Annotated in this window: 20 protein-coding genes; 6 read left to right on the top strand and 14 right to left on the bottom strand. The window is 69.7% G+C overall.

The features are described from left to right. Window positions 1–12: 12 nt before the first annotated feature. The 4 genes from AB4091_RS00190 to AB4091_RS00175 form a co-directional block, all read right to left on the bottom strand. Complete coding sequence (locus AB4091_RS00190) at window positions 13–1,014, bottom strand: tyrosine-type recombinase/integrase (RefSeq protein ID WP_442289716.1); 1,002 nt, start codon at window positions 1,012–1,014, stop codon at window positions 13–15. A gap of 122 nt (window positions 1,015–1,136) precedes the next feature. After that, the gene (locus tag AB4091_RS00185) at window positions 1,137–1,286 is read right to left on the bottom strand and encodes a helix-turn-helix domain-containing protein (RefSeq protein WP_442289715.1); all 150 of its coding nucleotides are present in this window, start codon (window positions 1,284–1,286) and stop codon (window positions 1,137–1,139) included. 32 nt (window positions 1,287–1,318) lie between these two features. Next, window positions 1,319–2,920: a replication initiator gene (locus tag AB4091_RS00180; protein ID WP_442289714.1), complete on the bottom strand. Its 1,602-nt coding sequence runs from the start codon at window positions 2,918–2,920 to the stop codon at window positions 1,319–1,321. A gap of 428 nt (window positions 2,921–3,348) precedes the next feature. Then, entirely contained in the window at window positions 3,349–4,134 is a 786-nt protein-coding gene (locus tag AB4091_RS00175; RefSeq protein WP_442289713.1) for a hypothetical protein, read from the bottom strand. A 256-nt stretch (window positions 4,135–4,390) separates the two neighbouring features. On the opposite strand from AB4091_RS00175, the gene AB4091_RS00170 reads away from it, so the two are divergent. From AB4091_RS00170 to AB4091_RS00155, 4 genes are all read left to right on the top strand, one after another. Next, the gene (locus AB4091_RS00170; protein ID WP_442289712.1) at window positions 4,391–5,293 is read left to right on the top strand and encodes a hypothetical protein; all 903 of its coding nucleotides are present in this window, start codon (window positions 4,391–4,393) and stop codon (window positions 5,291–5,293) included. A gap of 353 nt (window positions 5,294–5,646) precedes the next feature. Beyond that, a complete protein-coding gene (locus AB4091_RS00165; RefSeq protein ID WP_442289711.1) occupies window positions 5,647–6,162 on the top strand; it encodes a DUF4870 domain-containing protein in 516 nt (171 codons plus the stop codon). A gap of 974 nt (window positions 6,163–7,136) precedes the next feature. After that, window positions 7,137–8,120, top strand: coding sequence for a plastocyanin/azurin family copper-binding protein (locus AB4091_RS00160; RefSeq protein WP_442289710.1), 984 nt, complete (start codon window positions 7,137–7,139; stop codon window positions 8,118–8,120). A gap of 241 nt (window positions 8,121–8,361) precedes the next feature. Continuing rightward, window positions 8,362–9,261 carry a DNA-3-methyladenine glycosylase family protein gene (locus AB4091_RS00155; protein WP_442289709.1) on the top strand — a complete coding sequence of 300 codons (900 nt, stop codon included), beginning with the start codon at window positions 8,362–8,364 and terminating at the stop codon, window positions 9,259–9,261. 7 nt (window positions 9,262–9,268) lie between these two features. Here AB4091_RS00155 and AB4091_RS00150 read toward each other — a convergent pair whose 3' ends face one another. The 10 genes from AB4091_RS00150 to AB4091_RS00105 form a co-directional block, all read right to left on the bottom strand. Further along, window positions 9,269–9,544, bottom strand: coding sequence for a hypothetical protein (locus AB4091_RS00150; protein ID WP_442289708.1), 276 nt, complete (start codon window positions 9,542–9,544; stop codon window positions 9,269–9,271). A gap of 86 nt (window positions 9,545–9,630) precedes the next feature. Beyond that, window positions 9,631–10,374, bottom strand: coding sequence for an SDR family NAD(P)-dependent oxidoreductase (locus tag AB4091_RS00145; RefSeq protein ID WP_442289707.1), 744 nt, complete (start codon window positions 10,372–10,374; stop codon window positions 9,631–9,633). Beyond that, window positions 10,371–11,621 carry a sialidase family protein gene (locus tag AB4091_RS00140; protein WP_442289706.1) on the bottom strand — a complete coding sequence of 417 codons (1,251 nt, stop codon included), beginning with the start codon at window positions 11,619–11,621 and terminating at the stop codon, window positions 10,371–10,373. The genes AB4091_RS00145 and AB4091_RS00140 overlap by 4 nt, the downstream gene beginning before the upstream one ends. Further along, complete coding sequence (locus tag AB4091_RS00135) at window positions 11,618–12,433, bottom strand: HpcH/HpaI aldolase family protein (RefSeq protein WP_442289705.1); 816 nt, start codon at window positions 12,431–12,433, stop codon at window positions 11,618–11,620. The genes AB4091_RS00140 and AB4091_RS00135 overlap by 4 nt, the downstream gene beginning before the upstream one ends. After that, on the bottom strand, window positions 12,430–13,422 hold the full coding sequence (locus AB4091_RS00130) for an aldo/keto reductase (RefSeq protein ID WP_442289704.1): 993 nt from the start codon (window positions 13,420–13,422) through the stop codon (window positions 12,430–12,432). Before AB4091_RS00130 ends, AB4091_RS00135 begins: the two co-directional genes overlap by 4 nt. Beyond that, the gene (locus AB4091_RS00125; protein ID WP_442289703.1) at window positions 13,419–14,267 is read right to left on the bottom strand and encodes an ATP-binding cassette domain-containing protein; all 849 of its coding nucleotides are present in this window, start codon (window positions 14,265–14,267) and stop codon (window positions 13,419–13,421) included. Before AB4091_RS00125 ends, AB4091_RS00130 begins: the two co-directional genes overlap by 4 nt. Then, on the bottom strand, window positions 14,260–15,102 hold the full coding sequence (locus AB4091_RS00120; RefSeq protein ID WP_442289702.1) for an ABC transporter ATP-binding protein: 843 nt from the start codon (window positions 15,100–15,102) through the stop codon (window positions 14,260–14,262). The genes AB4091_RS00125 and AB4091_RS00120 overlap by 8 nt, the downstream gene beginning before the upstream one ends. Beyond that, on the bottom strand, window positions 15,099–16,055 hold the full coding sequence (locus tag AB4091_RS00115; protein WP_442289701.1) for an ABC transporter permease: 957 nt from the start codon (window positions 16,053–16,055) through the stop codon (window positions 15,099–15,101). Before AB4091_RS00115 ends, AB4091_RS00120 begins: the two co-directional genes overlap by 4 nt. Then, window positions 16,052–16,984 (bottom strand): ABC transporter permease, encoded by a 933-nt coding sequence (locus tag AB4091_RS00110; protein WP_442289700.1) that lies wholly within the window; start codon window positions 16,982–16,984, stop codon window positions 16,052–16,054. The genes AB4091_RS00115 and AB4091_RS00110 overlap by 4 nt, the downstream gene beginning before the upstream one ends. 36 nt (window positions 16,985–17,020) lie before the next feature. After that, entirely contained in the window at window positions 17,021–18,649 is a 1,629-nt protein-coding gene (locus AB4091_RS00105; RefSeq protein ID WP_442289699.1) for an ABC transporter substrate-binding protein, read from the bottom strand. Between the two features lie 249 nt (window positions 18,650–18,898). On the opposite strand from AB4091_RS00105, the gene AB4091_RS00100 reads away from it, so the two are divergent. Together AB4091_RS00100 and pdxA are read left to right on the top strand one after the other, a co-directional pair. Next, on the top strand, window positions 18,899–20,323 hold the full coding sequence (locus AB4091_RS00100) for a four-carbon acid sugar kinase family protein (protein WP_442289698.1): 1,425 nt from the start codon (window positions 18,899–18,901) through the stop codon (window positions 20,321–20,323). Then, window positions 20,320–21,327, top strand: coding sequence for a 4-hydroxythreonine-4-phosphate dehydrogenase PdxA (gene pdxA / locus AB4091_RS00095; protein ID WP_442289697.1), 1,008 nt, complete (start codon window positions 20,320–20,322; stop codon window positions 21,325–21,327). The genes AB4091_RS00100 and pdxA overlap by 4 nt, the downstream gene beginning before the upstream one ends. The last annotated feature ends 7 nt before the right edge of the window (window positions 21,328–21,334 follow it).

The following is a 21,334-nucleotide window of genomic DNA, read 5'->3' as shown; positions in this document are numbered from 1 at the left end:
CGTTTGCGCAGGTCAGGCACTGTCTGCCCCTTTGGACTTGCCAAGCCCGTCGCCGTCAGCGGCCTCCAGGGGGCGCAAAAGGGGCACAAGGCCGTCGAGAGCCAGCGCCACGGCGTCCAGGTCGTCGCCGAAAAGACCGGCGTACACGTCGAGAGTCATGGCCGCCGAGGCGTGCCCGAGCATCTGCTGCACGGCCTTGACGTTTGCGCCCGAGGCGATCGCCAACGAGGCCGCGGTGTGCCTCAGGTCGTGCGGTGTGACGTCGACGACGCCGGCTGCCCGGCAGGCGGGGTCGAAGACACGACGACGCCAGTTGCCCAAGCGCAGGACGCCGCCCTCGGGCGCGGTGAAGAGCAGGTCCTCGGGCCCCTTCCCCTGACACTGTCCCTCGATCCCCTGAGCCAGCGACGGTGGGAACGGCACGGTCCTCGTGCGGTTCGTCTTGGGCAGCGACCACACCGCACGGCCGGCCACCTCCGTGACGCTTTCGGCGATGACGAGGCGACGGCGGAGCAGGTTGATCCGCCGCACCCGGAGGGCTGCGAGCTCCCCGAAGCGCAGGCCGCAGAACGCGAGTACCGCCACGCTGAGGCCGTTCGGCTGTGCAGCCTCGACAAGGCGAGCGACCTCCGCGGCGCTCAGAAAACGCGGATCTGCCCGCACTGCTCGCGGCAACTGGACCCCCGCAGCAGGGTTTCGGGAGAGCCGCCCGTCCTTCACCGCCTCGGCCAGGATCAGGGACAGCACCCGGTGCGCCTGCCGCACGGTCCCGGCTGAGAGACCTGTCGCCGACAGATCGCCCACCCAGTCGCGGACGTCACTGTGCCTCAGATCCGCGATGGCCCAGTCACCGAAGCGAGGAAGGATGTGGCCGTTGACGAGCCCGCGGTACCGCGTCGCGGTCGACACCTTGAGATGCGTCAGGCCACGAGCCCACGCTTCGGCGACGTCACGCACCCGCACCTTGCCGGCCCTCGGATCGATGTACTGACCGCGATGCCGCTCTGCCTGCATCTGGTCGAGCCATCGTTGAGCGTCGACCTTGCGGGCGAAGTTCTTCTTGCGCTGCCGTCCACCCGGGTCGCGCCACCGTGCCTGCCAACCGGGGTCCTTCGGGTTCTTGCTGATGCTCGCCATCACCCGACCTCCAGCTGCCCACGCGACCACTCGCGAACCGTCTCGGGGTCGAAGCGCAGGTGACGCCCGATCCGCATTGCTTGCGGGCCCTCATGCCGGACCCGCCACTGGTAGATCGTGGCTACCGGGACGCGCAGAAAGTCGCTCACGTCCTGGACGGTCCACAACACATCAGCCTCACTCATTGCCCTTCTCCCCTACTCGGATTGCCCTGCGGTGATGAAGAATCGACGCTCTGCGCTGCCTTCCACTGGGCATACTCGCGGGCCCGAGCAGCAGCGGCCTTGGCAAGCTCGGCATCGCCGTCGGTGTCCCAGCCTGACCCGGCATATGACCACTGACCGACGACGAGGGTGGTCTCCTCGAGGTCGTCTGCGAGGAGGTCGTCGAGGTCGCGGACGTCGAGGGTCCGGCCGTGACGACTGGCGTCGGAAAGGCGTCTCTGGAATCGCGTGCGCGCCCGGCGCAAGCGTCCGAGCGTGATCGAGTAGCGCCGGGACTTCGTGGAGAAGTGGCCGCGGAAGCCGAGCATCCGGTTCCACTTCCCGAGGAGTGCGTACGGGTGCTCTCTCAGCGGGGTTCCCCCGGCGCGCGCGTCGGTCGCGATGTGGTCGGTGACTTCGGCGAGGGTCGCGCGCAGCCGGCGGAGGTGCGGGTTGTCGCCGTTGATCAAGTCGCCGGCGGACTTGGTCGCGTACTTGGCCAGGTAGCCGGCGACCTGCCCCGAGGTGAGTTCACGGTCCGGATCGTCGGTGCGTCGGGAGGACTTGATCGGGCGCACGTCGACCTGGGCACCGAACCGCAGCGTCCGGACCGGGTCATCATCGAAGAGTGGGGGCGCGTCGAAGGACGCCCCGCCGACAGCCTGCTCGACGACCTGGGCGAGTATCGCTGCCGTCGTGGAGGCTGGGGCGGGGGCGAACCCGTCAGCCGTTTTGGGCCCGTCGAGACGGATCAGGGCGTGGAAGTGGACGATGCCACGTTGCTGGAACTCGGCGACCTTCGCGTACTGCACGGTGAGCAACTCCGACAGCCGCGTCTCGGGAACACCGAGGTGTCGGGCCAGGAGCCGGCGCAGGTCGATGGTGAACCGGCGCCACAGCTCCGGCGCCCACCACTGCCATACGAGGTGGCTCTCGTAGTCGTAGCAGTCCCGGCACAGCGGCTGCCCGAGCAGCTCGTCCTCGTCGCCGTGCCGGTCGTGGCAGACCGTCGAGCGCCCGTGCTCGCACACCCGGTCCTGGCCTTTGGCAGTGAAGGGCCGGCAGGTGCGGCCGCCCCGGGTGCCGTGCACGGTCCCGAACGAGGGCGCGGTCAGCGTCGCGAAGACGAGCGGGTTGTCAGCAACGGTGTCGGGAACGCCTTTGCCGCCGGTCACGCCGGCCCGGATCAGGTGGAACGTGTCGGCGGCGTACAGCCGTGAGCAGGACGGGCACTCGGCCGCGCGGCGATTCCCGCACCGCACGTGCAGCACCCCCAGCGGAGTGTCGGCCGAGGAGAAGCTCGAGAGCACCTCGCCGGTCCCAACGTCGACCGTGTCTGAGTGTCCGTGGAGCCGAATCGGCTTGGCGCAGTGCCCGACTCGGGAGGCCGCCTCGGACCAAGCGTCGAAGTCTCGTGAGGTCAGCCGAGCGATGACCTGCGCCTCGGTGGCGGCGTCGAGGTGCCCCAAGTCGAGCGGGTGGCCTTCCCCGGCCGGAGGCTCACTGGCGTGCTCGCGCGCGGGTTCAGCGGGAGGCAGGGGGACGGCGTCCCAGATGCGGTCTCGTGTTGCCCGGCTCATCTCGGCCACCCCCTTCCCTGTTCCGGGGTGGGTGTGCCGTGCAGGTACTGCGGCTCCCGCTGCACGGCACACCCGGTCCGAAGGGCGGCCCAGAAACGATCGAGAAGATGCCGGCGCTGCGGGGAGCCGCGCACACGCCAGGCCACGTCAGGTGATGACGATCAAGGTGGCGGACGAGAAGTTTCGTGTCTGTGTGTGGCGGCTATTCATGTGGATGGCCTCTGGCCGGGGTGGGGAGCCGACCCCCAGGGCATCAAGCCCGCAGTTTTGTCAGTTCAGGTCTTTTTATTTGGGTATGTCCGCACTCCCACCATCCACGCCCAAGGCGCCGATCCACGAAGAAACACGCCGCGTGTCGCACGGTCGAAGTTTCACCCACATGCCGATGAGCGATAGTCAACCGCCTGCAGATGCCTCAGGAGGATGGCCTACTTCGGCGCGTCGGCTGGCGACCTTCGTGAGCGTGCTCGGTACCGGGCGTCAACCGCCGCGTGAAGGGCTTGGTACACCTCATCTTGATCGGCCAGGGGCCCGAAGAGCGTGATCAGACGGGGAAGGTCTCTCAGTGGCTCGAAGGACCGGACTCGGCAGCCGCTGACATGGATGTGTCGCAGCATCTGGCAGTCCGCCAAAGGTCCGAGATCCAGGAAGAGGTCATCAGCCGGTCTGGGGTAGCTGTCGATGTAGAGCCGCTCAAGGCGTGCCAGCGAACCGACAGGCTCCAGCGTCGCTGGCAGTACTCGATCCAGCCAGAGGGACTTCAGCGCGGGTACCGCCTTGAGATTGAGCAGTTCGGTGATCCACGGGCCGCCGACGGCGCCTTCCACGCGAAGGCTTTTCAGGTTCGGTGAGTCGGGAACGCGGAACGTCTCATTGCGCCAGCCGGACACCCAGAGGGAGCTCAGGTCGCCAAGGCCGTCTAGCCCGAGCGGAACGGGTCGTTCGACGGCGACGACGGCAAGCTCATGACGCGCGCTGAGGTCGAGCGGCTCAGCGCAGTTGCTGTAGAGGTCCAGTTCCGTGAGGTGAGGGAAACTGGCGACGAGAGCATCATTGACGCCCCTCAGCCGCAAACCGATCCACCTGAGCCCGGGCAGATCCAGGAGCGGCGCCAGATCCGCATGCTTGGCCCGCGTTTCCCAGCGCCAGTTGATGCCGTCACAATCCCGCGACGTGTAGAGGTCGAGCCATTGGGGTTGCCAGGGGCCGTGCACTTCAAGCACCTTGCGGGGTTCCGTGCCTGTGTATCCCGCCGTCAGTTTGCGGATCTGCGGAGGCCGGATCCGAGGCAAGGCACCATCCCATCGTTGAAGTGTCTGCACGCTGGAGCACTGCGAGGCACTGAGCGGACCACAGCGTACGCAATCACTGCTGTCGGAAGTCCGCTCCTGCCGCGGAGGGGATCCTGACCCGCCTCACTCCCTCCAGATGCCAGCGACCCGTGCGTGTGCGCCGGTAGGGTGCCCTGTCGTGGTCAAGGGGCTGAGGGTAGTTGCGCGAAGCGCCGCCGATGGCGGTAGGGGGCGTCGGCCGGGCGCGACGGTCGTGATCCGGTCGGGAGCGTGGACCGAGGAATGCTCCCAGCTGTATCGCGAGCGCGGAGCCAGCGAGGTCGAATGGCGCTGGAGCACGCAAGCCCGCGGGCGCACGGCCGAGCCATTACTGGCCCTGCCGGGTTTGCGCGCTGTGGAGCTTCGGGTCCGCGGTGTCGATGACTCGTGCCTCGGATCCCTGACGGAGTTGGAGGAACTAACCGTCATCGGGCCCGCCGCCGGCAACACGTTGGACCTATCGGCCCTGTCTGGACTACGTCTCGCGGTGATCGATGCGAGACGGCCCGGCGTGACGGGCGTTCGAGGCCTGCCTTCCTTGCAGGTGCTGACGATCCTGGGGGCAGGTGGGGTTGCCGTCGGTGACCTGATCGGTGGGCCGAGTCTGGAAACCGTGATCTGCCAAGGAGAGGGCGGCGGTCCACTGCTGAGCCTGAGTGCCCTCGGCGAATCGCCAAAACTGACAAGGTTCGAGGTCACGGATCACGTGGTTACCGACGTGTCTGGGATGCGCGCGCTCCCCACCCTGAAAGACCTGGCCCTTATCGGTCCGCGCCGTGATCGCGCGGATACAGCATCCAACCCAGGGCTGGACCTGCTGCCCCTGGCTGAGCACCCCGGCCTCGAGTGGCTGCGGATCGGCGCCCAGCGACGACTACAGAACGTTGACGCGTTGAGCCGGTGCCGGCGATTGCGCAGGCTGACTGTCGACGAGGACCTTGTCGAAGAAGCGGAAATACGCCGACTCCTCGACGCTCATCCCGTCCTCAAGGCCTGCGAGCGAGGCTCCGGGATGTGGCACCTTTCGGCCGACGGGTCCTGATCCCCACTTTCTCGCCGAAGGGCCAAGCACCTCCGCCACGCGCACGCGACCTTGTAGACACCCGATGGGGTAACCGCCCCTGCCGCTGACGGCGCGCCCGTTATCGCACATCAGGTGACGCACCCATGTCGCGCATCAGGTGGCACAGGACATGGACCCGAGATTGATGTCGTGAGGAGTTTCTGTACTGGCTCAAGCGCGCCTCCGGCGCGAAAAAGCGCGGGACCCCGCGATGGGGACCCCGCGCTCCGGCGCTGGCGCGCCTACGCGCACCCCACCACACCCCGCGCCAATTTGCCGGGGTCGCTCATGGCCTGAACGAAGCGCCCTCCCGCATGCGGCACACTCTCCCGGTGACCTACGACGCACCTCGTCCGGACGTACCTGCCCACCCGGCTGCTCCATCTGCCGGCTGGTACCCCGACGGCTCCGGACACATGCGCTGGTGGGACGGCGCCGCGTGGACGAGCAACACCATGCCGCAAGCCCAGCCGGACACGACGTGGGCGGTCTTGTCCCACGTGAGCTTCTTCGCCATGCCCGTGTTCGCCCCGTTGATCATCCGACTCACGGCCGGCAAGCAGGATCCCTTCGTGAAGCACCACGCGACCGAAGCGCTCAACGCACAGATCCTCTTCGCAATCCTGTGGAACGTCCTCATCGGCAGCCTGGTCATCACGACGGCCGCGAACCCCGACGACCCGAACCCACCGACCCTCCTCTTCATCGCCTTTCCACTCGCGTTCCTCGCCGGTGCCGTGCTCCTCGGGACGGCCATCCGAGGGGCGGTCCAGGCAAGCCGTCGCGTCTGGTGGCGCTACCCGATCTCCATCCGCTTCGTCCGCGGCGCGCGCGGAGCTGAGTCCTAGGAACGCGCAGGGCAAAGACTTGGAACCGGCACGTGGGCAGAGGGCCGTCATTCCTCGTGGCTGAGGCTCATGCGCTGGGGACGAGAGGAGCCCCAGCCGTCGCTGCTCGGGCTCAGTCCCGCAGAGGACCACTGCCCGCCTTGAGCGCGTGGCGGCGTCGACGACCCGCACGGCCGGCATCCACAAGCGCCTTCTGCGCGGCACCACCCAGCCCAGCCCGCCCCACTGACTGCGCAGACCCGCGTGGCACATTCGTCGTGCAAGGCGTCCGAACAGGTCGCCAGCGGGACCCCAACAACACGCGATCGCGTACACCATCACCCACACGAGCACCGGCGAGAACACGCTGTATCTGGCTGCCAAGGCGGCGGTCGCCCTCCCGTCCGCCTCGCCCGGCCGCTTGGGGGCGCAAAAGGGGCACGCTGGCTCGGAAGACGTCGGCAGCCCACAGCAACGAGCATTGAACATCCGTGCTCGAAAGTCCTCACGACCCAGAGGCGCCGCACCCCTCGGACCGACTTTTAATCCGCCGGTCGTCGGTTCGAGCCCGACGGGGCCCACCACGCGCCTTGCAGGACTGCGCCCATGCTGGCCATCTGGGCTTCTGGTGATGGTTGACAGGTGCCTCAGCTGACCCTTGACGCTCTCCTCACGGAAGAGTTGGGCGTGGCGGAGCAGCGGTCCGAGGCGGTGCCGCGGTGGGATCCAGACCACGGCGGCGACCAACCGTGAGGCGACCAACGGGGCATGTCGCACTTGGCGGGCTGTACTGCGACACAGAGGATTTCGGCGTATCGGATCGCTAAAGGATGACATCCCGTGATGTTCCGCCGCTCCCCGCTGGACGCCGGGTGGAGGGTCACTGGGATGTTCCTGTTCCGCCGTGGCGATGGGCTCGAACTCCCTAGCGTGGACACGCCCTTCGGGCGCCGGAGGGCAAGTTTCGTGCCTTTGGAGGACCAATGAAGATCCACGTGCCCAAGAGATTGCGGATGCTGGTGGCGGCCGTCGCGGCGGTGCTGCTGGGGTCGCTTTTCCTGTCGCCCGCCGCGACAGCGGGAACGGAGAGGATGGCGGGACCGACCACCTGGAGAGTCCACGTCGGCGACCAGTCGAGGAACGGCGCGATCCAAGGCATGCAGTTCCTGCCGGGCGAAATCTGGATCGACGTGGGCGACACCGTCCGCTGGACCGCCGCCTCTATGGAGCCGCACACCGTGACCTTCCTGCCGCCCGGACAGCTGCCGGCCCCGTTCGACCCGAGCAACCCGGCCCAGACCACCCAGTCGGCGAGCCACCGGATCGGGACGCCGGGTGACGTGCGCAACTCCGGAGTGATGTCGACGATCCAGTTCTCCGAGCTGCCACCGACGATCACCTCCTACCGTCTGACCTTCACGGGTCAGGGTGACTTCGTCTACTACTGCCTCATCCACGGCCAGGCGATGAGAGGCACGGTCCACGTGGCCGCTGCCGGCACCCCGTACCCGCACTCGCAGCGCTTCTACGACCGCCAGTACCGGGCCGGCCGGGCATCCACCGTCCGCCACGGCTTCGACCTGGTCTCGGAGATCAGGGAGAAGTCGAGCAACCACCACGTCTACGTCGGGGCGGTCGACGAGAAGCACATGCTCATGGTGATGCGCTTCATCCGGCAGACCGTGACCGTGCACGTCGGCGACACGGTCGACTTCGACTGGTCGCTCAACATGGGCGATCCGGTGCCGCACACGGTGACCTTCGGCACCGAGCCCCCGGCGCCGATCCCGGTCGGTGACCCGAGGCACTTCACCGGTGGCTCACTCAGCTCGGGCGTCCTGCCGACTGCAGGTCCGGGCACGCACTTCCGCGTGACGTTCGAGAAGGCGGGGACCTACCACTACATCTGCCAGTTCCACGATGGGATGGGGATGGTGGGCACGGTCGTCGTCAAGAGCCACAAGAGCCACGACGACTGACGCGTCCGCCCGCCGATCGAAAGGGTTTGCGGTGGACGATGCGCCGACATCGTCCACCGCAGCCCGACGGGGGCCAGCATCATGTCTCTCACTCCGCCAGATCCCGGCGCTCCACGCGCTTGAGCGCAGCGCTCAGTAGGTGGCCTGGGCGCACAGCGCACTCGACTGTCGGGCACGGTGCCGCAGCGGGCCGACTCCGTTGCCGTGGAGGGCTGTCGGTGCCGGTCGTCACCATGGGGAGATGACCGCCACCCGCTCCATCTCCACCAATGGGCCCTTCTCGCTCGAGGAGCTCGCCCTCTTCGGTTTCGGCTATCGCAGCGAGACCTCGTTCGACGGCGTCATGCGGCTCGCGTTCGGAGTCGACGACGATCTCGAGACGGCTGCGGGGGTCGAGGTGCGCCAGCGGGGCGATCACCTCGACCTCGTGATCCACGGCGGAGCCGATCCCGACGCCGTGGCCCGCCAGGTCGCACGCATCCTGTCCTGCGACCACGACGGCGACGACTTCGCCGCGCTCGGGCGGCGCGACCCTGTCATCGGCGCGCTGCAGGCCGTCGCTCCGGGGCTTCGGCCGCCCCTGTTCCATTCGCCCTACGACGCGCTCATCTGGTCTGTCGTGAGTGCCCGCAGGCCGCGCAGCCAAGGCATTCGGCTGCGAGACCGCTTGGGCGCCGAGCACGGCGCGTCGTTCGAGCTGGCCGGGCGGCGGGTGACGGCGATGCCGCCACCCTCCCGGCTCGGGCAGGTCGAGCGGGTCGACGGCCTGCCCGCCGACCGCATCCCGCGGTTGCGGGCCGTTGCCGATGCGGCGGCGCGCGGCGACCTCGACGTCGGCCGGCTGGTCGCCCTCGGCCCCGGCGCGGCTCAGGCCGACCTCCAGCGACTGCCGGGCATCGGGCCCTTCTACAGCTCGCTCGTCGTCATCCGTGCCTGTGGCCTAGCCGACGTGCTTCCGATCGGCGAGGCACGCAGCCGCGCAACCGTCCACGAGCTCTACAGGATCGAGGCCCCCATGACCGACGACGCCTATACGGCCTTCGCCGAACGGTGGCGCCCGTGGCGCACCTGGGCCACGGTCCTCATCCGCGCGGCCTCGCCCCGCCTGGCCGCCGGCGCCGTCCCGGCCACAGCGGGCTGACTCGCACCTAGCGGTACCAGATGCTCCCGGTGACGGCGGCGAGCAGCAGCAGCGGCACCGAGACCGTCACGAGCAGCGCGCCGACCCAGCGCGGACAGCGCACCGCCACCGATGCGACCGCGGCGAGCAGCCACAGGGCCGCGCGCGGCAGCAGTGGCATCATCCAGCCCGCGAGCACCAGACCGACGACGAGTGCCCACTGCTCCCGGCTCGCCTCGTTGTCCTCGGCGAGAGTGGCCCACCAACCAGTCCGTGCCGTCAGCTCGCGCGTGGGTTCGCTCATGTCGTGCTCCTTGCCCCTGTGACCCCTGTGGTCCCCGTCTCGCGCCCGTTTCGCACGAAGGCACCACCCAAGCACGAAGATGGGGCTCAGGGGAGGGAGGCGCCGCCGCAGATGACGATGGTCTGCCCGGTCACCATCGCACCCGACGGGTCGAGCAGGAAACGCGTCAGCGCCGCGACCTCGGAGGGCTCGACGAGGCGCCCGAGCGGCGGAACGACCGGAGGCACCGACGACCGGTTGGGGTCGTCGAGCATCGCCGTACGCGTGGGGCCGGGGGCGACGACGTTGACGGTGATGCGCCGTGGTGCGAGCTCACTGGCCCACGCGCGCGCCATCGCCGCGAGCGCAGCCTTCGTCGCGGCGTACTGGCTCTTGCCGGGCACGCCGGTCATGGTGCGACTGCCGACGAGCACGACGCGACCGCCGTCGACGAGCGACCCGAGAAGGCCGCAGACGACGAGCTCCGCGCCGCGCACGTGCACCGCCCACATCCGCTCGCCCTGCTCGGGCTCGAGGTCGCCGACACGGGCGGAGTACTGCAGGCCGGCGGCATGGACGATGGCGTCCACGCCGCCGGCCGTGGCCTCGCGGACCACGCGCACGGCCTCGTCGGTCGAGATCACGTCCGCCAGGTCGCACGGCACCCACGTGGCGGCGTCCGACAGCCCACCGCGCGAGCGGCTGAGGCCGAGCACGTGCCACCCGGCACCGAGGAGGTCGTGGGCGATGGCGAGGCCGATGCCCGAGCTGGCCCCCGTGACGACCGCGCTGCGTGTCGCGCGCTCGCCGGTGGCGGTGGGGGCCGGCTCGGGCGTCGTCGCCGCGTTCACCGGGATGGGCCGCTGCCAGCGCCGCGGAGGTGGTCGACGACGTCTGCGGGCAGGTGCACGTGCTTGATGGCGCGGCGGTGGTAGGTGTACGCGACGTGCAGGTCGCCGTCGCGGCCGGGAAGCACCGAGGGGTAGGACAGCTCGCGATTGAGCCCGTCGCGCGAGTTGTTCGACATGCAGTAGCCGTCACCCGTCTCGAGGTCGACGAGCACCTGCCAGGAGCGGCCGTCGTCGGGGCTCAGGCCCAAGGTCATCGGCGCACGAGGCGCACCCCAGAAGGCGGTGCGGCGCCCCCGGGCCTCCGTGTCCTCGGGTGAGGGCTCGGCCACGGCCGGCCCGTCGAGACCGTCGACGACTCCCTCGTCGTCGATCTCGTCGTAGAGCGAGACGCGCCGTTCGGTGGCGTCGAGGGCCGAGCTCCTGTTGAACACCAGCGCGACCTCTCCCCCACCCGTCGCGACGGCCTGGATCGACGAGTTGTTGTTGGGCAGCTCGGTTGGGGTCGGGTCGGCCCACGTGAGACCGTCGTCGGTCGAGGTGGTCTCCCAGACATGGTCGGCCCAGCGGCTGCGGAAGCACGCCCAGAGTGAGCCATCCTGTCGCACAACGATGTTCATGTGCACGCACCCGAGTGAGCCGGGCACCGGCGCCTCGGTCCAGGTGGTGCCGCCGTCGTCGCTCCACCACACGCTCGACGTGTCCTCGTTGCCGACCCACTTCTCGCCGGGCACCGTCACGCAGTTGAAGACCGGCAGCAGAATGCGGCCGCTTGCGAGGACGACCGGCGGCTGGCGCACGAAGACGCCGCCCCGGTCGGTCGCCGGCAGCAGGACCGCCGGTGCCTCCCACGTCTCGCCGCCGTCGCGCGAGACCCGCCGGCGCACCTCCGACGTGTCCTGGTTGCCGGCGAGCTGAGCCGTGTAGAGCAGCCAGACGTCGCCGTCGGGAGCGGTGAAGAGGATCGGGTTCTGCTCCGACCTCGTCGGGTCGTCGCTGAGCGCAACCGGGTCGAGCCACGTGTCGGTGCCGGACGGCATACGCGAGAGGTACGCGGTGATGTCACTGACGCCCTCCTGCGTGCCACCGAACCACACGCAGGCGAGGTCGCCGTTCGGCAGCCACGCGAGATTGGCGGCGTGGCACTGCACCGTCGGGGTGGGGAGGTATGCCGTACGGCCGCCTCCGTCGCGCGGGCGCAAGACGCCGTCGGTGGGGAGTGTCTCGGCCGCGGCGTCCGCGACGCTCACGACTCGCTCCGGGCCGCCTTGAGGTGGGCCGTGGAGGCCTGCTCGAGGTGGATCAGGTCGGACGAGACGGTGGCGAGCGTGAACCCCTGGCCGAGCCGCTTGGCCGCGACCTCGCCGCTCGGGGTGTGGAAGCCCGCGGCGATGCCGGCGTCCTGCGCTGCCTTGAGGATGCGCTCGACGGCGGCCTCGAAGACGTCGTCGACCGCCGCGTCGACCGAGGTCGCGCCGCCGACGGCGAGACGCAGGTCGGAGGGCCCGATGTAGAGGCCGTCGATGCCCGGGGTCGCCGCGATCTCCTCGACGTTCGCCAGGCCCTGCGGGGTCTCGATCATCGCGAGCACCACGGTGGCCGCGTTGCTGTCGGCCGGGTTGGGCCCGATCCGCAGCTGCGAGCGCATGGGGCCGTAGGACCGGATGCCCTCGGGGCCGTACTTCGCGTAGGAGACGGCGCGGGCGGCGTCCTCGGCGGTGTTGACCAGGGGCACGATGACGCCCGCAGCGCCGGCGTCGAGCGCCTGGCCGATGAGGAACGGGTCGTTGGCACCGACCCGGACCATGCCCACGGACTCTCCGCCGGCGTCGATGGCCTGCATGCCCGCCAGGATGCCCTTGTAGTCGAGCAGCCCGTGCTGGGCGTCGAAGCACACGTAGTCCCAACCGAGCCGGGCGAGCCGCTCGGTCGACACCGGCGAGTCGATGATGACCCAGTAGCCGAGGATCTGCTCACGCGCCCGTACGCGGCGCGCGTAGTCGAGCACGCGGCCGCGACTGCGCTCCACGGCCGTCTGGCCGGCGCCTCCCTGCGCGCTCATCGGTTGTACCCCGGCATCGAGCCGGCGAGCGCCAGGCCTGCCTCGTCGCATGCGGCGAGGACGTCGTCGGGGAGCGGACCGGCTTGTGCAGCAGTGATGTTGGCCTCCAGCTGGTGTGGTTTGGAACCCCCGAGGAGCACCGCCGACACGACTGGCTTGCTCAGCAGCCAGCGCAGCGACAGCTCGGGGAGGGTGATGCCGGCCTCCGACGCGATGGCGCCGAGGGCCTCGATGACCGCGAACGTCTCAGCGTTCCAGTAGCGGTCCTTGTACATGGTCGCGAGCGCGGAGGAACCGAAGCGGCCCTCGCCGGGCGACTCGGTGAACGAGTGGCGCCCCGTCAGCAGGCCGCCGCCGAGCGGGTTGTAGACGATCGTCGCCAGGCCCTTGGTCGTCGCGAACTCGGCGTACTCGGCCTCGATGCGCCGGGCGACGAGGTTGTAGAGCTGCTGGGCGAGGATCGGGCGCGGGGTGCCGAGGGAGTCGCACGCGGCGAAGACGTCACCGATCTGCCAGGCCGAGAAGTTGGAGACGCCGAAGGCGCGGACCTTGCCCTCCTTGACCAGCTCGCCCAGCGCGGCGACGGTCTCGTCGATCGGAACCGACCGGTCGGGCTGGTGCAGGTAGTAGACGTCGACGTGGTCGGTGTGCAGTCGGCGCAGGCTCGCCTCGAGCGACGAGCGCAGCCCGGCGGCGGACAGCAGGGGCGCGCCTCCCGCGTCGCCGGGGTAGATGCCCGCCTTGGTCGCGACCGTCGCGGCGTCACGGCGGCCCTCGAGGATCTCGGCGAGCATCTCCTCGCTGCGCCCGGCGGCATACCCGTTGGCGGTGTCGATGGACGTGATGCCGGCGTCGAGCGCCGTGTCGACCATGGTGCGCGCCGTGTCGAGGTCGACGGTGTCGCCGAAGGTCATCGTGCCGAGCACGAGCCGCGGCAGGGGCTTGTCGAGCCCCGGCAGCTCGAGGGTGGGCAGGGTGGAGGTGGTCATGAGGCCTTCTCGGTCTCGGCCGCCCGGGAGGCGGCGATGTGGCGGATCAGGTGGCGCGGCTTGATGCCCGTCATGAGGCCGGGCTCCAGGGCCGAGCGCCGCAGGCGCTGGGTGTAGTCCTCTTGCGGTCGCGACAGCAGGTCGTCGGTGCGCCCGCTCTCGACGATGCGGCCGGCCCGCATGACGATCGTGTCCTGCGAGATGGCGCGCACGACGCCGAGGTTGTGCGAGATGAAGAGGTAGGTGAGCCCCGTGTCGGCCTGCAGGTCGCGGAGCAGCTCCAGCACCTGGGCCTGCACCGAGACGTCGAGCGCGCTCGTCGCCTCGTCGCAGACGAGCAGCTCTGGCCCGGAGGCGAGCGCGCGCGCGATGCCGATGCGCTGACGCTGCCCACCCGAGAACTCCGGGGGCTTGCGATCGAGCGCCGTCTTCGGCAGGCCGACCCGGTCGATGAGCTCGGCGGCCTTGTCGCGCTGGATCTTCCGCGACTTCTCGCCACGCACCCGCAGCGGCTCGGCCACGATGTCCTGCGCCGTGAGGTGCGGGTCGAGCGAGCCGTACGGGTCCTGGAAGACCATCTGCACCCGGTGCCGCAGGGGCCGCAGCTGCTTCTCGGAGAGCTGCGCCAGGTCGGTGCCGTCGAGGTCGATGACTCCCGACGTCGGCTTGAGCAGCCTGACGAGCGCCTTGGCGATGGTCGACTTGCCACAGCCGGACTCGCCCACGATGGCCAGCGTGCCGCCGCGAGGGACCGAGAACGACACGTCGTCGACGGCGCGGAAGACCTCCTTGCCGGTGCGGTACTCGACCACGAGGTTGCTGACGGTGAGCAGGTCGTCAGCCATGGCTGACCTCCTTGACGAGCGTGGGGGCGTCGAGCGCCGGGTCCTGCCAGGGCCCGAGCTCGGGGATCGCGCCGAGCAGCTTCTGGGTGTACGGGTGCTGCGGGTGGTCGACGACGTCGGTGACCGGACCACCTTCGACGAACGTGCCTGACTTCATGACGTGGACGCGGTCGCTCATGAGGCGCGCGACACCGAGGTCGTGCGTGATGAGCAGCAGCGCGATGCCGGTCTGCTCCTGCAGCTCGAGGAGCAGGTCGAGGATGCCGGCCTGCACCGTCACGTCGAGGGCGCTCGTCGGCTCGTCGGCGACGATGAGGTCGGCGTCGGTCGACACCGCCATGGCGATGAGCACGCGCTGGAGCATGCCGCCGGAGAGCTGGTGCGGGTAGGCGTCGAATTGCTTGGCCGGGTTGCGGATGTGCACCTGCTCCATGAGCGACAGCGCCCGCTGCCTGGCCTCGGCCTTGCTCAGCTTCGGGTACTTGACGCGTACGGCCTCGGTCATCTGGCGGCCCACGGTGCGGATCGGGTTGAGGGCGGTCATCGGGTCCTGCGGGATGAGCGCCACGGCGCGGCCCCGGAGCTTGTCGATGACGGCGCGGCTGCCCGTGACGTCCTGGCCGCCGATGCGCGCCTCACCTGAGATGACGGCGAGGTCGTCGGGCAGCAGGCGCAGGATCGCCATGGCCGTGGTCGACTTGCCCGAGCCGGACTCGCCGATGATGGTGACCGTCTCGCCCTCGTCGATGTGGAAGCTGACGCCGTCGACGGCCCGCACGACGGACCCGCCGGTCATCAGCTCGACGCGCAGGTCCTTGACCTCGAGAACGCTCATGACTGGTCTCCCTTCGCGCGGCGGACGCGGTCGCGCAGACCGTCTCCGACGAGGTTGACCCCGACGACGAGCATCGCGATGACCATGCCGGGGATCGTGACGAGCCACCACTTGCCGGTGACGAACAGCTCGCGGCCGTCGGAGATGATGCCGCCCCACGTCGGATAGGGGCGCTGCACGCCGGCGCCGAGGAAGCTGAGGGCGCTCTCGAGCAGCACGGCCTGCGCCAGGAGCAGCAGCACGACGACGAGCACCTGCTGCAGGACGTTCGGGATGACGTGCCGCGCGATGATCGACACGCGGTGCAGGCCGAGCACGCGGGCCGCGGCGACGTACGGCTTCTCGCGTTCCACGAGCACGAGGGCGCGGGTGATGCGTGCCGGTTCGGGCCACTGGGCGAACGCGATGACCAGGGTGATGACCGGGATCGACGGCCCGAAGAGGGCGACGACGAGCAGGAGCATGAGCAGCAGGGGCAGCGACATCTGCGCCTCGAGCAGGCGCGAGACGATCGTGTCGACCCAGCCGCCGAAGTAGCCGGCCGCCGCACCCGCCACGATGCCGACGAGGCCTGAGACGACGATCGCGAGCACGCCGATGACGAGCGAGGTCTGGCCGCCGTGCAGGATGCGGCTGAGCAGGTCACGGCCGTTGGGGTCGGTGCCGAAGAGGTGGCCCGCGCTGAACGGCGGAAGCGACGACTCGGAGAGGGCACCGACGATCGGGTCGGGCAGCGGCAGCAGCTGCGCGAGCGCGACCGGCAGCACCACGAGCCCGGCGCAGATCGCACCGACCCAGATCTTGATGGTGCTGTAGCGGGCTCGGCGGGCGGCCGCCGAGCGACGTAGCAGCACCTTGGTCACCGCAGAGTCGCGGCCGAGGATCGAGCCGGGCACCTCGCTGAGGTCGGGCGCGAGCCGCGGGTTCGGCAGGTTCGGCGTGGAGGTGGTCATGCGCTGGCCTCTCCGAGACGGACGCGCGGGTCCATGAGCGGGTAGAGCAGGTCGACGAGCAGCTGGACGACGAGCGCCAGCACGACCGTGACGAGCACCGTGGCCTGGATGAGCGGGAAGTCGCGCTGCTTGAGGGCGTTGACGACGAGCTCGCCCACCCCGGGCCACTTGAAGACGACCTCGACGATGACCACACCGTTGAGCATCGCGGCGAAACGCGTGCCGAGCGCGGTGACCACGGGGATCGCCGAGTTGCCGAACGCGTACCGCCAGGTCAGGGCCCGCTGCGAGATGCCGCGGGAGCGGGCGACGGTGAGGTAGGGCGCCGCCATGTTGACGACCATCTCGCGGCGTACGAGCCGCGAGATGAGGGCGATCTGGAGGATCGCGATCGTCACGGTCGGCAGCACGATCGAGCTCGCCGAGTTGAACCCGGCGGGCGAGAACCAGCCGAGGTTCACGGCGAAGACGATGAGCAGGACGAAGCCGATCCAGAAGTCCGGCATCGACTGGCCCGCGATCGTGGCGATGTTGGCGCCGAGCTCCTTGCCGGTGTTGGCCCTGCGGGCCATCCACACACCCAGCGGGATCGCGACCACCGCCGTGACGACGATCGCGGCCACCGCCAGGGTGATCGTGTACGGGATGCGTTCCATGACCACCTCGAGCGCCGGACGCTTGAAGAAGAACGAGGTGCCGACGTCTCCCTGGAAGAGGTGCTGCAGGAAGGTCAAGAACTGCACCGGGATCGACTGGTCGAGCCCGAACTGCTCACGGATGGCAGCGAGCTGCTCCGAGGTCGGGTTCGGTGGCGCGTAGTTCGCCGCCGGGTCACCCGGGGCCATCCGCAGCAGGACGAAGACCGTCGCGGTCGCGAGGAACGCGGTGAGCACGGTCTGCCCGATGCGCTTGAGGACGTAGGTCAACATGGGATCACCTTGGTGCCGTGGAGTTCGGCGGGCGGGTCAGGCCGAGACCGTGACCGCGCCGAGGTCGTAGGAGTTGATGGCCCGCAGCTTCAGCGTCGAGACGCGCTTGCGCTTGGCGAGGACGTTGTTCGGCGTCCAGGCCCACAGGGCCGGCCAGGTGGCCCAGATCTTCTCCTGGGCCTGCTTGAGCAGGTCGTTGCGCTTGGCCTCGTCGGCCTCGGCGCCCGCCTTGTCGAGGAGCGCGACGATGTCGGGGAACACGTACCCCTGGTAGGTGTCCTTGGTCTTCTCCTTGGCGGGCGTGCCGCCGTACTGGCCCACGAGGTTGGTCAGCGCGAGACCGGTCTGGTTGCCGTAGCCGTTCGCGAGCACGTCCCAGTCACCCGCCTCGCCGCGGCGCCAGGCGTTGATCTCGCCGCCCTTGGGGATCATCTTCAGGGTCGCGGTGACGCCGACCGCGGCCAGCATCTGCGAGATGGCCTCGAGGACGCGTGAGGCGCCCGCGAACTCGGAGTCCTCCCAGATGAAGGTCAGCTTGAGGTCGGAGACTCCTGCCGCAGCGAGCAGCTGCTTGGCCTTCGCCTGGTTGTACACGTAGTCGCCGGTCTTGACGTAACCCGCGAGGGTCTTTGGCACGACACCCTCGGCCGAGGAGACCTGGTTGTTCATGAGGGCCTTGATGAGCGAGTCGTGGTCGATGGCGTACGTCAGGGCCTCGCGGACCTTCGGGTCGGCCAGCGGGTGGCCGGCCGGCTTGCGGAAGTTGTAGAAGAGGTGGATGAGGCGCGTGCCGGGGGTCTCGATGACGTCCACATCGGCGTTCGTCTTGAGCGAGGCGGCCGACTCGGGCGTGATCGTGTCGATGACGTCGGCCTGGCCGGAGGTGATGGCGATGACGCGCGCGCCCTCCTCCTCCTGGTAGGAGACGTTGACCTCCTGCAGCTTCGCCTTCTCGCCCCAGTAGTTGTCGTTGCGGGTCAGCTTGTAGGTGCCCGTGCCGGTGTCGGCCGTCGTGATGACGAACGGACCGGTTCCGAGTCCGTTGCTCAGCTCCTCGGCCTTGTTGTCCTTGGCCGGCGTGATGAGGATGTTGGACATCAGCGAGTCGAGGGTGACGACCGGGACCTTGGTCGTCAGCGTGAACGTCTTGTCGTCGACCTTGGTGAAGCTCGGCTGCTCCGGGAACTGCGAGGCGACATAGCCGGCCTTGACCTGGAAGTACAGCTTGAGCGCGGTCTCGACGTCCTCGACGGTGACCGGCGACTTGTCGGAGTAGTGGATGTCGCTGCGGAGCTTGACGGTCCACTCGGTCGGCTTGGTCTGCGTGAAGGACTCGGCAAGCACGAGCTCGGGCTTGAGGTCGTCGCCGATCTTCGTCAGGGCCTCGCGCACGGCGCGCTGGACGGTGACGGCGGCGTCGTACTGGTTCAGCTTGTTGTCCAGGCTGACCAGGTTGCGGTTGAGCACGATGCTGAGGCTGCCGCCTGCGGCGCCGGCTCCGGCGGTGCTCGGGCTGTTGGCGGACTTGGGCCCGGCGCAGGCGGCGAGTGCGGGAGCGAAGAGCGCTCCGGCGCCGGCCAGCGAGGCGAGCTTGAGGATGGAGCGACGCGACACCTCGCGCGTCGGCTGGTCTGACGTGGGAAGCAGTGCGGGCTGCTGGGGCATCGGGACTCCTCGTTGAGCGGTGGCCTCCCCCTCGGTGGCGCACGCTGCGCCCCTCGGGTTCACCAACCTTGACACCATTGCGCGATTCGCGCAATACCTGTAGCGTTTTTTGTGAAGGAACAGTTCGACGCCAGGCGTCGGGGATTCGCCCAGACGAACGCGCAGCTGCCCTTCAGCCCATCGGCAAGGTCGCCAATTCCCTTGCTTTGCAAGCAGAAGACTCTGTGAGAACGCGGTGAGGAGGTAGAGATGGCGACGCTGGTCCTGGCGGTCGTGGCGGACGACCTGAGTGGTGCGGCAGAGTGCGCAGCACACGCTGTCCTGCGCGTTTCGCGCAGCAGTGTCCTGCTGGCTGACTCCGCAGCGCCGACCTCCGCCCCCGGCCCGCACGACCACCCCCACCCGCCGGACGACGAGACCTCGACAGCCGCCACGGTCACCACGGTCCTCGCGGTCGACACCGACTCGCGGCGCCTGGCGACCGACGCAGCCGTCCGCGTGGTCCGCGCAACGGCACCTCTCGTCGCACCCGCCGCGATCGTGGTCAAGAAGGTCGACTCACTCCTGCGTGGCCACCTCGGCGCAGAGGTCGCCGTGCTCGCGGACGAACTGCAACGAGTGCCGGTCGTGGCCGTGGCCAACCCCGCCCTCGGTCGGGTCGTGCGTGACGGCATCCTCCTCGTGGAGGGCACGCCCCTGCACGAGACCGACCTGTGGGCCGTCGAGCCAGGCCCAGCACCGACGACGGTCGCCGAGGCCTTGAAGCCGCTCGAGACCATCGTCATCCCCCGGGCGACCATCACCCGGGGCGTCGACACCGTCGCCGAGGCTCTGGCCGACGCCCGCGCAGCCGGGCTCGTCGCCGTGTGCGACTCGGAGACCGAGGCAGACCTCGAGGTCGTCCACGCTGCCGCCACCCGCGTCCCGAGGTCGCTGCTGGTGGGCTCGGGCGCCCTCGCGGCTGTCGCCGCCCGCGCCCTTCCCGACGAGCACACCGACGCGTACGCCGACGGCACACAACCCCGCCATGGCGCACTTCCCGACGCCGACGCTTGCGCCGATGGCACGCAACCGCGCCATGGCGCAGCCCCGGCGCGTGCGGTGGGGTCGCTGCTGTTCGTGCTCGGCACCCGTGCGCCCGGCATCGACGACCAGCTTGCGCACCTCATCGCTGCGCGGGACACGCACCTCGTGCTCGTCCAGCCCGACGACCTGCTCACCGACCCCGAGGCCGTACGCCGTCACCTCGTGGCCGCGAAGCCGAGCCGGGTCGTCGCGGTGACCCTCGACCCCGCCGCCCCGGCCGACCCGACCCGCTCCCGCGCCCTCACCGAGGGCCTGGCCGACGTCGTCGCCACCGTCGCCGACGCGTACGACGCCCTGTTCCTGTCGGGCGGCGAGACCGCACGGGCCGTCCTCGACCGGCTCGGTGTCGATGCCCTCGAGGTCGTCGCGGAGGTCGAGACGGGAACCGTCGTCAGCACCCGTCCGGGCGGCCGCTCCGTCGTCACCCGACCGGGCAGCTTCGGCGCACCCCACTCGCTCACCCGAGTGGCCGACCACCTCTTGGGCGACGACTCGGCCCCCGGCCCCCGCACCTCCAGCCCAGCACTCACCGTCACCACCCAGAGCGCGAGCGCCCCCAGCAGCGCCACCACCAAGGAGAACCCATGACCGCCGCCCTTCCCCGCATCGCCGTGACCATGGGAGACGGCGCCGGCATCGGCCCCGAGATCATCGTCAAGGCCCTCGCCGACCCGCACGTCGCCACGATGGCGCGCGTCGTCGTCGTCGGTGACGCCCTGCGCCTCAAGCAGGCCGCCGCCATCGCGGCCGTCCCCGTCGACATCGTCACCATCGACGACGTCGAGGAGGCGAGCGAGATCCCGGGGCGCATCAACGTCATCGACCTGGCCCTGCTGCCGGAGGACCTCCCCTTCGGCCAGCTGTCGGCCGTCGCCGGCGACGCCGCCTACCACTACATCCGCGTCGCGTCCGAGCTCGCGATGGCCGGCAAGGTGCAGGCCATCTGCACGGCTCCGCTCAACAAGGAGGCGCTGCACGCCGGCGGTCACGTGTTCCCCGGCCACACCGAGCTGCTCGCGCACCTCACCGGAACGCCGGAGGTCTCGATGATGCTCTCCACCGAGAAGGTGAAGGTGATCCACGTGACCACCCACATCGGCCTCATCGACGCCGTCAACCGCATCGAGCCGGGCCTCGTCGAGCGGGTCATCCGCCGTGGCCACAAGGCCCTCGTCGACGCCGGCACCCCGGACCCGAAGATCGGCGTCTGCGGCATCAACCCGCACGCGGGCGAGAACGGCCTCTTCGGCTACGGCGAGGAGGCCGAGAAGATCGACCCGGCCGTCGAGGTCTGCCGGGCCGACGGCATCGACGTGCACGGTGCGCTGCCGGCCGACACGCTCTTCTTCCTCGCCGGCCGCGGCGACTACGACCTCGTCGTCGCGATGTACCACGACCAGGGCCACGGCCCGGTCAAGGTGCTCGGCCTCGAGGCCGGCGTCAACGTCACCATCGGTCTGCCCGTGATCCGCACGTCGGTCGACCACGGCACGGCCTTCGACATCGCCGGTACCGGCATCGCCGACCACCGCTCGATGATCGAGGCCCTGCGCCTCGGGGCGGAGATGGCGCCGAAGCCCGTGGACGCCTAGGGTGCCC

It is taken from the genome of Terrabacter sp. 2RAF25 (assembly GCF_052115265.1).
Classification (GTDB): domain Bacteria; phylum Actinomycetota; class Actinomycetes; order Actinomycetales; family Dermatophilaceae; genus Terrabacter.
Note: the sequence above shows the minus strand (reverse complement) of the source record. Positions and strands in the feature narration are given on the sequence as shown.